The organism is Amycolatopsis albispora (genome assembly GCF_003312875.1).
GTDB lineage: Bacteria > Actinomycetota > Actinomycetes > Mycobacteriales > Pseudonocardiaceae > Amycolatopsis > Amycolatopsis albispora.
The window spans coordinates 8052464-8067973 of record NZ_CP015163.1 but is presented as its reverse complement, the minus strand read 5'-3'; the positions used below and the strand labels follow the sequence as shown (position 1 = coordinate 8067973).

Here is a 15510-nt window from a genome sequence, read left to right as displayed (position 1 = left end):
CCCGACCGAGCAGAAGCTGCTCGACTACCTGAAATGGGTGACCACCGATCTCGACCGGACCCGCGACCAGCTGCTCGCACTGGAGGAACGGGCCAGCGAACCGATCGCCGTGGTGGCGATGAGCTGCCGCTACCCGCACGGCGTCGCGTCACCGGAGGACCTGTGGGAACTGGTCGCCTCCGGCCGGGACGCCATCACGGGCTTTCCCGACGACCGCGGCTGGCCCGCCGACGTCTACGACCCCGATCCGGACCGGCGCGACCGCCCGCACACCGGGGGTTTTCTCTACGACGCCGCCGAATTCGACCCCGGCTTCTTCGGCATCTCACCCCGCGAGGCACCCGCGATCGACCCGCAGCAACGGTTGCTGCTGGAAATCGCATGGGAAGCCTTCGAGCGCGCCGGAATCGACGCGGAAGCCTTGCGCGGCAGCAGCACCGGCGTGTTCACCGGGGTGATGTACAGCGACTACGGCAGCCGGTTGCAGGATCGCGCACCGCGGGGTTACGAGAGCTACCTCGGCAACGGCAGCGCGGGCAGCATCGCCTCGGGCCGCGTCGCCTACACCTTCGGCCTCGAAGGACCGGCCGTCACCATCGACACCGCGTGCTCGTCTTCGCTGGTGGCGCTGCACCTGGCGGTGCAGGCCCTGCGTGGCGGCGACTGCTCGCTGGCGCTGGCGGGCGGCGTGACGGTGATGGCCACGCCGATGGTGTTCACCGAATTCGACCGCCAGCGCGGGTTGTCGGCCGACGGCCGCTGCAAGTCGTTCTCCGCCGCGGCCGACGGCACCGGATTCGCCGAAGGCGCGGGACTGCTGTTGCTGGAACGGCTGTCCGACGCCCGGCGGAACGGGCACCAGGTGCTCGGCCTGGTGCGTGGCACGGCGGTCAACCAGGACGGCGCGTCGAACGGGCTCACCGCGCCGAACGGGCCGTCACAGGAACGCGTGATCAAGCAGGCACTGGAGAACGCGCGGGTCCCGGCGTCCGAAGTGGACGCCGTCGAGGCACACGGCACCGGTACCACGCTCGGCGACCCGATCGAGGCGCGGGCACTGCTGGCCACGTACGGGAAGTCGCGCGGTGACAAACCGCTGCACCTGGGCTCGATCAAGTCGAACATCGGGCACACGCAGGCCGCCGCCGGGGTGGCCGGCGTGATCAAGATGCTGATGGCCATGCGGCACGGGGAGTTGCCGCGCACCCTGCACGCCGACGAGCCGAATCCGCTGGTGGACTGGGCTTCCGGCGGTGTTTCCCTGCTCACCGAGCCGGCCAAGTGGCAGCCGAACGGGCATCCACGCCGCGCCGGGGTGTCGTCGTTCGGCATCAGCGGCACCAACGCGCACGTGATCCTGGAGCAGGCGCCGCCGGTCGAACCGGCGGGTGAACCGTGTGCCGCGCCGGGGCCCGTGCCGTGGGTGCTCTCAGCGAAGTCAGCCGTCGCGTTGCCGGGGCAGGCCGAGCGCCTCCTGCGGCACCTCACGCTGAACCCCGGCCTGACCGTCGCCGACGTCGGCCATTCGCTGGCGACCACACGCACGGCGTTCTCCCATCGCGCCGTGGTCTTTGGTGACCGGCAGGAGGAACTGGTCAAGGGCCTGTCCGCGCTGGCACAGGGCACCCCGGCCACGAACCTGGTGCACGGGCAGGCCACCGGCGGAAAGACCGCGTTCCTCTTCACCGGGCAGGGCAGTCAGCGACCGGGCATGGGACGTCAGCTGTACGCGACCTATCCGGTGTTCACCGCGGAACTGGACCGCGTCTGCGCCTTGTTCGACGGGCTGCTGGACCGGCCACTGCTGCCGATCCTGTTCGCCGAACCACGCACCCCGGAAGCCGCGCTGCTGAACCGGACCGCGTACACGCAGGTCGCGTTGTTCGCCCTGGAGACGGCTTTGTACCGGCTGATCGAGTCCTACGGCGTTCGACCGTCCTTTGTGGCTGGTCATTCGATCGGCGAGCTGACCGCCGCGCACGTCGCCGGGGTACTGTCCGTTGAGGACGCTTGTGTGCTGGTCGCGGCCCGCGGCCGGTTGATGGAGTCGGCCCGCGACGACGGCGCGATGGTGGCGATCGAGGCGCCGGAGTCGGCGGTCGCGGAGTTCCTGGACCCGTCGGTGAGCCTGGCCGCGGTGAACGGGCCGAATGCCGTGGTGCTCGCGGGCGATCTGGAGCGGGTGCTGGCCATCGGCGCGGAGTTCAAGGCGCGGGGTGTCCGGACCAAGCGCCTCACCGTCAGCCACGCCTTCCACTCACCACACCTGGACCCGATGCTCGACGAATACCGGCGGGTCGCCCGCGGCCTGACCTACTCGGCGCCCCGCATTCCCGTGGTGTCCACTGTGACCGGTGCCGTCGCGGACGAGCTGACCTCGCCGGAGTACTGGGTGCGGCAGGTTCGCCGGCCGGTGCGGTTCCTCGACGCCATGCGCACCCTGCATTCGTCCGGCGTACGCACGTTCCTCGAAATCGGGCCGGATGCCGTGCTGACTCCCGCGATGCAGGCGTGCGTACCGGAGGCCGCGCCCGGCGCGATCATTCCCGCGCTCACGTCACGCCGCGCCGAGCCTCGCACGCTGGTCACCGCGCTGGCGAAGGCACACGTGCGGGGGGTGCCGGTGAACTGGGCGGCCGGGTTCAGCGGGGCGCGTCGGGTCGACCTGCCGACGTACGCCTTCCAGCGGTCGCGGTACTGGCTGGATCCGGTGACACCGCGGCCCGGCCTGGATTCCGCGGTGGAGGTGCTGGGCCTGAGCGAGGTGCAGCAGGCGACGCTGGCCGCGTGGCAGCGACGGCACACCTGGGCGCACCGACGCGTCTGGCGTCCATTGAGGACGGTCGGGCCGACGGCGCCCCTGGGCACCTGGCTGGTGCTGGACGTCCCCACGCGACTGGCCGAGGTCCTGCGGGAGCATGGCGCGCAGGTGGTCACGTCGGATGCGGCCGAGGTGACCGGCGTGCTGTCCTTCCGCGAGGTGGAGCATCCGGCCCCGGTGTGGTTGCTGACTTCCGACGACGATGCCGACAGCGATCACGTGGTCCAGCTGATCGATCCCACAGATGAGACGTGGAAACGGCTGGTGGAGGTGCTCGGCTCCGGCGAGCAGCGCGTGGCCATCCGGGGTTCGGAGGTGTTCGCGGAACGACTGGAGCGCGCGGAACTCAACGGCAACTGGCGGCCCGGTGGTCCCGTCTTGATCACCGGTGACGACGAGCTGAGCACCTGGGCCGCCCGCTGGTTCCGCGAGCAGGGCGTCGAGGTGGTGGCGGAGGCGGTGCCGACGCTCGGCGCGGTGGTGCACGTTGTCGCGCCGGACGCCGACGTGCGGAAGTCGTTGGCACGCCTGGACGAGCTGGCGGCCACGGCCTTCGTCTTCACCACGCCCGCGCACGCGCGTTACGCGGCCGCGTGGGCACGCGCGCGCGAAGTGCCGTCGGTGGCGGTCGCCTGGGACGGGGTCGATCCCGGTGCGGTCGGCGTGGTGCTGCGGCAGGGTACCGCGGCACCGGAGGTGGTCGCGGAGCTGGAAACACCGGCGCCTCCGGTCGAACCGGACAACCAGCTGCTGGCCGCGACCGGACCCGAGCGCGAACGGCTGCTGACCGAACTGGTGCGGTTCCACGCCTCGGACGTGCTCGGCCACGCGAGCCCGGAGGCCATCGGCGTGGAGGACAGCCTGCTGGACCACGGGTTCTCGTCGTTCACCGCGCTGGAGCTGAGCACCCGGCTGCAGACGGCCGCCGGGGTCGAGATCCCGCCGGTCGCCATCTACGACCAGCCGACGCTGGGGGCCGTCATCGCCCACCTACGGGAGACGCTGGCCGCTGCTGATCTCGCGTAGCTGCCGCATGTACTCGGTGGTGTCGCGCTGCCACATCGAGACCGTGGCGACCAGCGCCACGATCGGGAAGATCAACGCGATCGGCACGAACTGCGGGTAGACGAGCTTGTTGCTGGACATCAGGTCGAGGGCCACCCAAACGACTCCGACCAGCTGAAACACCGCCAGGACGCCGAAGGCGGTCAGCCACACGCGCGCCCCGCGATACCCCGCGCGGAGGTTGACCGCCGCGGCCACGATGACGATGCCGACGAGCCCGATGACCAGGGGAACACCGATCACCATCCACAGCACAAACGCCAGCCTCAGGCTCTTCGGCCGCTCGGGCCCCAGCACCACCTGGCCACGCAGGTCCGCCAGTTCGGCCTCGCCCTGCCGTCGGCGGGCTTCCCGCCTCTCCGCCCACTTGTCACCCACGCGCAGCACATTAACGGCACCGGGCCAGTCCCCGCGCTCCGTTGACCGCAAGCTGCCGCGCGAACGTTCTGGCGGGGCCGTCCGCCGCCGCCTAAGCTCGCCGCCATGAGCAGGTTCGTGCCGCACCGCCTCGACCGGGTCCACCAGGCGCTCGCCCGCCACGTGGAAAGCGGGCTGCTCCCCGGCGCGGTGACCGCGCTGAGCAGCGGCGACGAGGTGCACATCGACGCCGTCGGCGACGTGCGCCGCGATTCGATCTTCCGGATCAGCTCGATGACCAAGCCGATCGCCGCCGTCGGCGCGATGGTGCTGGTCGAGGAGTGCGTGCTCCGCCTTGACGACCCCCTCACCGACTGGCTCCCCGAGCTCGCGGGCCCGCGGGTGCTGCGTGATCCGGCTGGCCCGCTCGACGACACGGTTCCCGCCCAGCGGGAGATCACACTCCGCGACCTGCTCACCTTCCGCAACGGCTTCGGCATGCTGCCGTGGTCACCGGAGCCGTATCCCATCCAGGAAGCCGCCGCCGAGCTGAACCCGTTCGGCCCGCCGAAGCCGTTCAGCCCGTTCACCGCCGACGAATGGCTCAAGAAGCTCGGTGAATTCCCGCTGATGCACCAGCCCGGCACGCGCTGGCTCTACCACACCGGCGCCGAGATCCTCGGCGCGCTGCTCGCGCGCGCCTCCGGCCAGGACCTCGAAACCTTTCTCACCGAACGCGTTTTCACCCCGCTCGGCATGACCGACACCGCGTTCAGCGTGCCCGCCGGCAAGCTCGACCGCTTCACCACGAGCTACTGGCCCAACGAGCAGACCGGCGAACTCGAGGTGTACGACGAGGTCGGCGGCTCGTGGAGCAAGCCGCCGGTGTTCCCGTCCGCCGGAGGCGGGCTCGTCTCCACCGTCGACGACCTGCTCGCCTTCAGCCGCCTGTTCCGCACCACGGAGGTGCTTTCGCGCGCGAGCATCACCACGATGACCGCCGACCACCTCACGCCCCAGCAGAAAGCCGAGTCCGGCTTCTTCCCCGGTTACTTCGACAACCGCGGCTGGGGCTTCGGCGTGGCCGTCAGCACGCGCCGCGACAGCATCTACGAGACGCCCGGCCGCTTCGGCTGGGACGGCGGCCTCGGCACGTCGTGGGCCGTCGATCCCACCGAGGACCTGGTCGGCGTCCTGCTCACCCAGCGCGCCGACTTCCCGCTGATGAGCAAGGCCTACCAGGACTTCTGGACCTCGGCTTACCAGGCGCTCGCATGAGTTTCGACGTTGACGCGGTCCGCGCCGCCTTCCCCGCGCTCGAAGACGGCTACGCCTATTTCGACGGCGCCGCCGGAACGCAGGTCCCGGCGCCGGTGATCGAAGCGATCGCCGGGACCTACCGCCGCGGCATCGGCAACGTCGGCGGTGCCTTCCCCGCCAGCCACCGCGCCGACCAGATCGTCGCCGACGCGAGGCAGGCGGTGGCCGACCTGGTCGGCGGGGATCCGCGTGGGGTCGTCCTCGGCCCCAACATGACCACGCTCACCTACCGCCTGGCCGGCACGCTCGCGGCGGGCTGGTCACCCGGCGACGAGGTGGTGGTGACCCGCCTCGACCACGACGCCAACGTCCGCCCCTGGGTGCAGGCCGCCGCCAGGGCCGGGGCGACCGTGCGCTGGGCGGAGATCGACGACAACGGCGAGTTGCCCGCCGACCAGTTCGAGAGCCTGCTCTCCGAGCGCACCCGGCTGGTCGCCGGCACCGCGGCGAGCAACGTGCTCGGCACCCGGCCGGACGTCGCCTCGATCACCGCCGCCGCCCACGCGGCCGGTGCGCTCACCTACGTCGACGGGGTGCACGCCACCCCGCACGGCCCCACCGACCGGACCGCGCTCGGCGCCGACTTCTACGCCACCAGCGCCTACAAGTGGTGCGGACCGCACATCGGCGCGGTGGTCGCCGATCCCGCCCTGCTCGACACGCTGCGCCCCGACAAGCTGGCCTCGTCCAGCGACGACGTGCCCAACCGGTTCGAGACCGGGACGCTGCCGTTCGCCGATCTCGCCGGGGTGACCGCGGCCGTCGACCACCTCGCCGGGCTCACCAGCCACGAGGGCACCCGCCGCGAACGCATCCTCGCCTCGATGACGGCGGCCGAAGCCCACGAGCAACAACTGTCCAGCCGGCTGCTCGACGGCCTGCGCGGAATTCCCGGCATCCAGCTGCACGGCGCACCGGCGCGCCGGACCGCGGTCGCCTACTTCACCGTCGAAGGCCAAACCCCGCGCGAGACCGCGGAACGGCTGGCGGCGGCCCGCGTCAACGTGTGGAACGGCCACAACTACGCGTGGGAACTCACCGGCGCACTGGGCATCCGCGACACCGGCAGCGCGGTCCGCGCCAGCATCATCCACTACAACACCGCCGGGGAAGTGGACCGGCTGCTCACCGCGTTGTCTACTTAGGACTTACGCGACGGTGTGCTTGAGCAGTTCGTCACCGCGCAGGATCGCGCCCTGCAGTTCACGCAGCGGACGGCACGGTTCCAGGCCCAGCTCGGCGTTGAGCCGTTCGCGGGCGTGCTGGTAGACCTTCAGCGCGTCGGCCTGGCGCTCCGAGCGGAACAACGCCAGCATCAGCTGCCGGTAGAACGACTCGCGCAACGGGTGCTCCCCGGTGAGCACGTACAGCCTGCCGACCACCTCGCGGTGCCTGCTCAGCATCAGGTAGGCGTCGTTGAGCATCTCCACGCACTCCAGCCGCGCCTCTTCCAGCCAGGTCACGTACCAGTAGAGGATCGGGCCGTCCTGCACGTCGTTGAGCGCGCGCCCCCGCCACAGCGCCAGCGCCGCCTCGAACTGGGCCACCGCCTCCTCGTGCCGCCCCCGCTGCGCCGCCTCCCGGCCGCGGTTCACCTTCCGCTGGAAGTCGTTGACGTCCAGCGTGTCCTCGCCGAGGTGCAGCAGATACCCCTGCGGGCGCGTGACGATCGGGCTGGCCCGGCGCCCCGGGCGGTCCAGGAACTTCCGCAGCTGGGAAATGTAGACGTGCAGTGCCGCGTTCACCCGCTGCGGCGGGCGGTCCCCCCAGATCTCGGTGATCAGCTGATCGGTGGTCACCACCTGGTCCGCCCGGCCCAGCAGGACGGCCAGCAGCGTTTCCATCTTGCGCGCGGTCAGCGAGGTGGCTCCCTCGTCGTCGACCACTCTGAGTCTGCCCAGGATCTCGTATCGCAACTTGCCCTCCGGTGACTCGTCTTCCCCCGACCGGGTCCCTTTCTCAGTTCCGGTAACGGCGACTTTGCCACTGTTCGGAGGTTCACCCAAGCCCCTAACCGCCTCGTGAAACCGCCCCTACGCACCGACCGGCCCTCCCCTGCGCACACCCGCGCACGAGGGCAAGACACCCGAAAGCACCGCTTTAGCCGGCGTGCCGACGATGGCTTCCGTCACCCAGCGAAACCATCCGGGGAAAGGACGGTGCCATGAGTGATATCGGGCCCAATGTGGTGCTGCGCGGCGGCCCGCTCGCGTTACCTGGCGGAAACCCGCGCTTCCACCGAGTGCACGACGAGGAAAGCCCGCTGAAGCTGGCGAACGGGAATCGTTACGAACACTTCCGCCCGACGGCCGAAACCGAAACGCACGCGGGCCGCCGGTTGCGCGTCTTCGAATGGACCGGGCGGACCTACGTCGCCGAATGACGCCGGGGGTGAGGCGGTGAGCAACGGCGCTCACCGCCTTTTTCACACACCGAAGGCCAGCAGCACAAATCCCTTGTCGCTCGGGTAGAGCGGCCGGAACCCGGACATCACGTAGAGCATGCCGTCGGCCACCACCGCACCGCCGCCACCGGCCAGCCCGCCGCCGCGGCCGACGAGTCCGTTGACGCCCGGGAAGTCCTGGATGGTGTCGAACTGCCAGAGCACCTTGCCGTCCCTGGCGCGGTAGGCCCGGATCTTGCCGTCGGAACTGCCCTCGTAGACCACACCGGGGCTGCTGCTCACCGCGGGCGCGTGTGCCAGCAGGCAGCTGGCCGGCGCGAGCGCGGCACCACCCCACGCGCAACCGTCCGCCGGATTCGGCGTTCGCCACAGCAGCGCCCCGGTTTCCGGGTCGAGCGCGTGCACCGCACCCGGGTTGCCCTGGTTCGTGGCCACGTAGAGCCGTTCACCGTCGTAGCTGGCGCCCCACTGGATGCCGGACTCGGAATAGGTGGTGTCACCGGAGGAAAGCTGGCGCTGCCAGACGATCGCGCCGGTGGCCGTGTCGAGCACGTGGTAGACCCCGCTCTTCTGCCCCACGCCGACGTACGTGCGGCCCTTGACGGTGAACACGTTGGGCGCGGTGCCGATGTCGTAGTCCAGCGCGGAACCGTCTTCGAGACCGGGGCAGTAACCGGGCGGCGCCTTCGGATCGGCGCACAGCACGCGCCAGGTGTCCGGATGCGTCAGCTGTTTGGTCCACCGCACGGCACCGGTGCCCACGTCCAGCGCGAGCACGGAATCCGAGTCGCCTTCGGTGCCGGTGTAGTTCTGGCCGGTGCCCACGTAGAGCGTGCGGGTGGCCGGATCGATCACCGGTGAGCTCCACACCCCGGCGCCGGACGGCGACCAGTGGATCGCGCCGCTGGGCCAGGTGCCGACCGCCTTGGGCTCGGGAACCGTGTAGTAGCGCCAAACCAGCTCACCGGTCTCGGCGTCGAGCGCGTCCACGTGCCCGCGGAAGGTGCAACACGCCGAGTCCACACCGCCGGCGTTGTCCGCGCTCGCCACGCCGACGTAGACGCGGCCGTCGAAGTGGATCGGGGAGCTGGTCAGCCGTGCGGCCGGATTGGTGTCCAGCCGTTCGGCCCACTCGAGTGCGCCGGTCCACTGGTTCAGCGCGTACAGGTAACCACGGCCGTCTCCGAAGTAGACGCGTCCATTCGCGACGGACGGGCTGTCGCGCACCACCTTGGCCGCACCCACCGCCGGATCGACGGTGCCCAGGTCGAAGGTCCACAGCGTCGCGCCGGTTTTGGCGTCCAGCGCGTAGAACAGCCCGTCCGGGCCGCCGAAGTACATCCGGCCGCCGGTCACCGCCGGCTGGCTGCGCAGGGTCGGGCCGCCACGCGGGAAGGCGTGGGCCCACCTGACCGAAAGATCGTCCACAGTGAACTGGTTGATCCGCCGTTCGGCGGCGTTGTGCCTGCTCCCCCTGGCGTCCTTGGTCCAGGTGGGCCAGTCCCCGCCGGTGAAACCGGGCGTGCTCACCGCCGGGGTCGGCGCGAGCACCGCGACCAGTGCGCACACCACCGGAATCGCCCAGCGGACCGGGCGCCATCGAGCCGTTCTGGATCGGGTCATGGTCTCCCTCTTCTCTCACGCGGATCGCGTGCGGGCTCGCTAGACCATGCCAGCCGCCGAGGGCGTCCCCAAGCCCCCTGTTACTCCCCTATGGACGGACGAAGGCGGAATATTCCGGCCTAAGGCACGGTTTAGCGGCCGCTCCTAGCCTCGACCCGCCGAAAGGAGAACCATGCACATTTTCCGCCATCAGGCGCGTCGGCGCAGAAGCCGGATCGCCCTGTTCGCGAGCGCCTTCGTGGCGCTCTCGCTGGTCGTTCCGGCCACCGCGGGCGCCGCGGATTCCGCCGGGGTGCCGCACGACTGCGTCAACCACAACAACCTGAGCGAACTGATCGTGGAGAAGTACCCGATTTTCCCCGATCCAAGCAATCCGCCGGTGGGCAGCAGGCTGCAGGTGGGGCACCAGGTCTACTTCAAGGCCGAACTGCGTGACCCGGCTGGCAACTGGGTGGCCACCTCGAAGGGCTATTCCTATGTCCCCTACCGCGACGACAAGGACGACGTGATCCTGCAGTACGCGCAGGAAACCATCACGCTCGCCGACGGGGTCATCCGGACGTCCGGCGTGTACAGCGTCACCCCGAACAACTACCACGAATGGAACTACATCTCCGCGGAAGGCGTCAGCGGCCGGTACGCGGGCATGATCGGCGCGCGCACCTTCCAGATCACGCAACTGGGGCTGAGCCTGAACGCCGGGCTGTACCTGTGCGGCGGGCTCGAAGAGAACTGGGACTGGAACCCGAAGCAGCCCAAGACCGGGGAAACACTGGCGGAGAAGCAGTCCAACGCGCTGGCCGCGCTCGAGGCGGCCGAGCCACCCAAGGATCCCGCCGACAGCCCGGTCCCGCCGAACGACTGCGCGGTGCACGTCGGCCTCCGCGAGGAACTGACCGAGGAATACGGGCCCGCCCCCGGTGACGGCGGGGAATGGCCGCCCGGTGCCGGATCATCCATGCACTACAAGTCCGAGTTCCGCAAGGACGGCAGGCTCGTCGCCATTTCGAAGGGTTATTCGTACACGCCCTTCAAGGACCCGGCCAACGACATCGGGCTGAAGTTCGTGCAGCAGACCATCACCTTCCGCGACGGCACCATCCGCACCTCCGGGGTGTACAACCTGACGCTGAGCAACGTCTACGAATGGCACGCGATGTGGGCCGACGGCGTGAGCGGCCGCTACGCCGGCATGATCGGCAGCCGCCGGTTCAAGGTCACCGGACAGTCTGATTTGGACGGTCAGGTGTTCCTGTGCGACGGCCTGGTCGAGCACTGGGAATGGGACCCGCCCACCACCTAGGCGCCTCCGCTCTGGCCCCGCGGGTGCGGGGTCAGAGCGGAACCTCGACCTTGGTCCCGGCCGGCAGCTCCCCGGTGACCTGCACGAAGCCGTCACCCCATTCGCCGAGCTGCACCGGAACCTGCTTGCTGGTGCCGTCCGGGGCGACCACCACCACCGCGTTCCCGCCGCCCGGCAGGCCGATCACCGAGGACACCGGGACCGAAAGCGCCTGCTGCGCCACGGTCGCCACGTAGTGCACGGTCACCGGCGCCAGCGCCAGCCCGCTCACCTGGCCCGGGTCGTCGAGCGCGATGGTGACCTTGAAAACGCCCTTGCCGTCGGCGTTCGTCTCCAGCGTGGTGCTGACCGACTCGATCTTGCCCGGCGCCTGGCCCCCGCTGGGCAGCTCCACCTCCACCGCCTTGCCGACCTCGACCAGGTCGCGGTCGAGCGGTTCGAGGTCGACGGTGACCACCCGGTCCGTGCTCTGCACGGTGAGCACCGGCGCCGACGGTGAGGTCATCCCGCCCTCGTGCGCGTTGAGCTTGGCGATGTGCACGTTTCCTTCGGTGAACACCACTTCCCCGAGCGAGAGCACACCGTCGTCCTCGGCACCGATCTTCTTCTGGAGCTGCTTGACCGCGTCGGTGGTCTTCTGGCTCCAGTCGTCGTCGGGGTAGCTGGCGCTCGGCTTGCCGAAGCCCAGCGCCAGCAACGCGGACTCCAGCTGGTGCACGTCCGGGCCGTCGGTGACGCCCGCCTTCAGGTCCCGCCACGCGGGTACCGCGCCGTTCAACAGCACCACCGGCTTGTCGTTGATCCGCATCAGCACGTCACCACTGGCCAGGTCGGTCCCCGGCGACGGCAGTTCGGTGATGACCCCGCTCTGCGCCGTGGACAGCTCACGCATGTCCTGGTAGGCGACCACTCCGCTCAGCTTCTCCGTACGGGTCAGGTCGCGCACCGCGACGTCGGCGGTCGGGACCGAGCCGGCGGGGGTGGCCGGCTCGGTCCCGCTGTCCGCGGCGAACCAGACCGCGGCACCGGCGATGGCCACCACGCCCAGCGCGGCGGGCACCGCGACCTTCGCCTTCACGACCTCACCCCTGCGACGGCGCGGGCGCCTGCTGGCACTCCTTGAGCGCCTTCGCCGTGGCCGGATCGGTGCGGTCCAGCTTGTCGCCGAACGGGGTGTCCGAGCCCGGGGTCGGGTCCGGCACGTCGATGCCCTTCTCCCGAAGGCACTTCGCCAGCGCGAGCATCTCCTCGTCCTGCTGGGCCTGGTCGCCGGAATCCTGGTTCTGCCGGTCCTGCACCACCCCGTCGAGGAAGTGCCCGCAGGTCTTGTTCGCCGCGACGAACGCCGCGGACTCCTTGTCCACGCCCTCGTACATCGCGCCGGGGCTGTCCGGCTGCGGGTCCGCGAGCTGCACCCCGTTGTCCCGCATGCACTGGGCGTACTGCAGCAGGCTGTGCTGGGTCTGGTTCTCCTGCGGCTGGGCCGGTTCGGTCCCGCCACAGGCGGTCAACGCGAACAGCAGGGCCAGCACCGGCAGCCCGCCGTTGAGCAACCGCTTCGACATGGCCGTCCACCTCCATGGAACTTCGCTTTGGTCAAGCACTGTGCCGATCCAGCCTTGGACCGGCCTTAACACGCCTTGGAACGCGCTGAACCGGCTCAGGCCGGCCGCACCGCTTCGGCTGGTTCGAGCCGGGCGGCGCGGCTGGCCGGGTAGAGCCCGGCCAGACCGCCGACCAGCAGCGCGGCCAGCACGCCACCGGCCAGCCCGGCCACCGGCAGCACGATCGGCCACCCCATCACCAGCGCGTAGACCACGGTCACGCCCGCGCCGAGCAGCACCCCGGCGAAACCGCCGAGCCCGGCCTGGACCAGCGCCTCGACCAGGAACTGCGAGCGGACGTGCCGCCGGGTGGCGCCCAGCGCGCGCCGCACGCCGATCTCGTTGCGCCGCTCCAGCACGGAGATCACCATGACGTTCGCGATGCCGACGCCGCCGACGAGCAGCGCGACCCCGCCGAGGCCGAGCAGCAGGGTGGTGAACGCGGTGTCCGCCGCGGCCCGTGCTTCCAGCGCGTCCGACGGCCGGGTCACCTCCACCTCCTGCGGGCTCTCCGGGTTCGCCGTCGCGCCGGCCACGTCACGCACCGCGTTGATGTCGTCCGGGTTCGCGCGCACGTAGACCGTGGTCGGCGAACCCTGGTAACCGAACTGCTGCGTGGCGATGCCGGTGCCGATGAGCGCCGCGCTGTCCAGCTCGGGCGCCAGCGGCATCGGCTGCAGGATGCCGACCACGGCGAACCACTGCTCGCCGAGCCAGACCAGCTGCCCGCCCTCGCTGATGTCCACGCCGTGGCGCTGCGCGGCGGTGGTGCCGAGCACCACGGTCGGATAACCGGACAGACCCGCGTCGAGCCAGCGGCCCGACGCCAGCTTCCCGTTCAAAGTGGACAGCAGGTCGGCTTCGGCGGCCAGCACCACCACGCCCCGGGTGTCGGTGGCGGGCATCTGGTCGGTGCGCCGGACGGTGACGTCCAATTGCGCCACTGTGGACACCGCCTGCACCTGGTCCAGAATGGACAGACGACCACCGGCTTCGGCGGGCAGCTGCGCCTCTTCGTCGCTGCTGAACGACTGGCCCGGCTTCACGGTCAGGTAGTTGGTGCCGAGATCGTCCAGCACCTGCAGCAGGTTCGCCTGCGAGGAGGCGGAAATGCCGACCACCGCGACGATCGCGGCGATGCCGATCGAGATGCCCACCGCGGTCAGCATCGCGCGGCCCCGCCTGCCGAGCACACCCAGCTTGCCCAGCGCGATCGCGTCGCGGAAGCGCAGCACGGACTTCTCCAGCCGCGGCGGCCTTTCCTCGGTGGTGGTCATACCAGTGCCCCCTGGACTATCCGGCCGTCGCGGATGTGCACCCGGCGCGGGGCGGCGCGGGCGATCTCGTCGTCGTGGGTGATCAGCACCAGCGTCGCGCCGTCGGCGTGCAGTTCGCCGAACAACCGCATGATCTCCTCGCCGTTGCGGGAATCCAGGTTGCCGGTGGGCTCGTCGGCCAGCACCAGCGCCGGATCACCGACCAGCGCCCGCGCGATCGCCACCCGCTGGCTCTCGCCACCGGAGAGCTGTGACGGCCGGTGGCCGAGCCGGTGCCCGAGCCCGACCCTGGTCAGCGCCGACTCCGCGCGGCGACGGCGTTCGGCCGCCGGAATCCCGCGGTACATCAGCGCGGTGCCCACGTTGTCCAGCGCGCTCAGGCTCTGCAGCAGGTGGAACGACTGGAAGACAAAGCCGAGCGAGCGGCCGCGCAACGCGGAAAGCTTTTCGTCGTTGAGCTTGCCCACCTCGTGCCCGTCGATCCGGACCGAGCCCGAGGTCGGCTTGTCCAGTGCGCCCATCAGGTTCAGCAGGGTCGACTTGCCGGAACCAGACGGGCCGACGATCGCCAGCCACTCGCCGGGCATGACGGTCAGGTCGACGCCGTCGAGCGCGCGGACCGGTGGCACACCGGGGTATTCGCGGACCGCTTCGGTGATTTCCAGTACGGGCCTGGTCATTTCGGCACCTCCACCTTGTCACCGGCCTGCACGCCACCGGACACCACGACGAACCCGTCACCCCAGGCCCCCAGCTCGACCGGGGTGCGGACGGCGGCGCCGCCCTGCGCGGGCAGCACATCGACCGCGTAACCGCCACCGGGCACGCCGACCACCGCGGCCACCGGCACGGTCAGCGCCTGCTCCGCGACAACCGTCGTGTACCGCACGGTCACCGGGGCGAGCGCGACGTTGTCCCCCGCGGCGGCGGCGTCGGCCAGCTTCACCTTGAGCTTGTAGACCTGCTTGCCGTCGGCGTCGGCTTCGAGCGCGGTGCCGACCTCCTCGATGGTGCCGTCGAGCTTGTCGCCGCTCGGTGGTTCCACCTTGACCGCGGCACCGACCGTCACCAGATCGCGGTTCACCGGATCGAGGTCCACCGTGACCAGGCGCTCGGTGCTCGACACGGTGAGCACCGCCTGCCCCGGCACCACCGGCGCGCCGACCGTGGTGTTCCGCTTGGCGATGCGCACGTCTCCCGGGGTGAACACGATGTCGCCGAGCGAGGCGATGCCGTCGATGACCGCACCGACGTCCTCCTGGTACTTCTTCAGCGCGGTGGTGGTCACCGAGTTCCAGTGCGCGTCGGGATAGGTGCTCGACTTCTTGCCGTAGCCGAGGTTCACCAGCGTTTCCTCGAGCTGCGCCACGTCGGGGCCGTCGGTGATGCCGGGGCCGAGGTCGCGGTAGGCGGGAATGGTGCCGTTGAACAACACCACCGGCCGCTCGTCCACGCGCATCAGCACGCCGCCGGACTTCACCGTTTCGCCGACACCGGGGAGCATGGTCACGATGCCGCCCTTCGCCGTGGGCAGGTCGCGCTCGTCGCGGTAGGCGATGACACCGTTCATCGTCTCGGTCCGGCTGAGGTCGCGGACCGAGACCTGCGCGGTGTTCGTGGCGGGCTGCCCGGCGCCGGCGGGCGGCGCGGGACGGCCGGTGGTCAGCAGCACCGCGGTGACCGCTCCGGCGACCACCACCGGGACCGCGATGAAGGCGATCGTGCGCTTTTTCATG

12 protein-coding genes and 1 pseudogene are annotated in these 15510 nt (G+C 70.4%); 5 read left to right on the top strand and 8 right to left on the bottom strand.

From position 1 onward, the window contains the following. Positions 1–4 precede the first annotated feature (4 nt). A pseudogene (locus A4R43_RS38200) lies at positions 5–3847 on the top strand (type I polyketide synthase); the annotation flags it as partial. Here the strand turns inward: A4R43_RS38200 and A4R43_RS38195 are convergent. Continuing rightward, positions 3812–4264, bottom strand: a complete 453-nt coding sequence (locus tag A4R43_RS38195) for a hypothetical protein (protein ID WP_162788741.1) — start codon at positions 4262–4264, stop codon at positions 3812–3814. The pseudogene A4R43_RS38200 and the gene A4R43_RS38195 sit on opposite strands and share 36 nt — an antisense overlap. 105 nt (positions 4265–4369) lie before the next feature. Between A4R43_RS38195 and A4R43_RS38190 the strand changes: the two genes are divergently transcribed. Together A4R43_RS38190 and A4R43_RS38185 are read left to right on the top strand one after the other, a co-directional pair. Beyond that, entirely contained in the window at positions 4370–5521 is a 1152-nt protein-coding gene (locus A4R43_RS38190) for a serine hydrolase domain-containing protein (protein WP_113696548.1), read from the top strand. Beyond that, the gene (locus tag A4R43_RS38185; protein ID WP_113696547.1) at positions 5518–6708 is read left to right on the top strand and encodes a cysteine desulfurase-like protein; all 1191 of its coding nucleotides are present in this window, start codon (positions 5518–5520) and stop codon (positions 6706–6708) included. The genes A4R43_RS38190 and A4R43_RS38185 overlap by 4 nt, the downstream gene beginning before the upstream one ends. 3 nt (positions 6709–6711) lie before the next feature. Here A4R43_RS38185 and A4R43_RS38180 read toward each other — a convergent pair whose 3' ends face one another. Further along, the gene (locus tag A4R43_RS38180) at positions 6712–7479 is read right to left on the bottom strand and encodes an AfsR/SARP family transcriptional regulator (RefSeq protein ID WP_113696546.1); all 768 of its coding nucleotides are present in this window, start codon (positions 7477–7479) and stop codon (positions 6712–6714) included. Between the two features lie 248 nt (positions 7480–7727). Between A4R43_RS38180 and A4R43_RS38175 the strand changes: the two genes are divergently transcribed. Next, positions 7728–7946, top strand: a complete 219-nt coding sequence (locus A4R43_RS38175; RefSeq protein ID WP_113696545.1) for a DUF5988 family protein — start codon at positions 7728–7730, stop codon at positions 7944–7946. A gap of 42 nt (positions 7947–7988) precedes the next feature. Here the strand turns inward: A4R43_RS38175 and A4R43_RS38170 are convergent, their stop codons facing one another. After that, the gene (locus A4R43_RS38170) at positions 7989–9590 is read right to left on the bottom strand and encodes an outer membrane protein assembly factor BamB family protein (protein WP_113696544.1); all 1602 of its coding nucleotides are present in this window, start codon (positions 9588–9590) and stop codon (positions 7989–7991) included. Between the two features lie 172 nt (positions 9591–9762). Between A4R43_RS38170 and A4R43_RS38165 the strand changes: the two genes are divergently transcribed. Further along, positions 9763–10893 (top strand): allene oxide cyclase barrel-like domain-containing protein, encoded by a 1131-nt coding sequence (locus A4R43_RS38165; RefSeq protein WP_113696543.1) that lies wholly within the window; start codon positions 9763–9765, stop codon positions 10891–10893. Between the two features lie 31 nt (positions 10894–10924). Here the strand turns inward: A4R43_RS38165 and A4R43_RS38160 are convergent, their stop codons facing one another. From A4R43_RS38160 to A4R43_RS38140, 5 genes are all read right to left on the bottom strand, one after another. Then, positions 10925–11971, bottom strand: a complete 1047-nt coding sequence (locus tag A4R43_RS38160) for an efflux RND transporter periplasmic adaptor subunit (protein ID WP_113696542.1) — start codon at positions 11969–11971, stop codon at positions 10925–10927. A 4-nt stretch (positions 11972–11975) separates the two neighbouring features. Then, entirely contained in the window at positions 11976–12458 is a 483-nt protein-coding gene (locus tag A4R43_RS38155; RefSeq protein ID WP_113696541.1) for a hypothetical protein, read from the bottom strand. 95 nt (positions 12459–12553) lie between these two features. Then, positions 12554–13774: an ABC transporter permease gene (locus A4R43_RS38150; protein WP_113696540.1), complete on the bottom strand. Its 1221-nt coding sequence runs from the start codon at positions 13772–13774 to the stop codon at positions 12554–12556. Then, on the bottom strand, positions 13771–14454 hold the full coding sequence (locus tag A4R43_RS38145; protein ID WP_113696539.1) for an ABC transporter ATP-binding protein: 684 nt from the start codon (positions 14452–14454) through the stop codon (positions 13771–13773). The genes A4R43_RS38150 and A4R43_RS38145 overlap by 4 nt, the downstream gene beginning before the upstream one ends. Next, complete coding sequence (locus tag A4R43_RS38140) at positions 14451–15509, bottom strand: peptidoglycan-binding protein (RefSeq protein WP_113696538.1); 1059 nt, start codon at positions 15507–15509, stop codon at positions 14451–14453. Before A4R43_RS38140 ends, A4R43_RS38145 begins: the two co-directional genes overlap by 4 nt. Position 15510 lies beyond the last annotated feature (1 nt).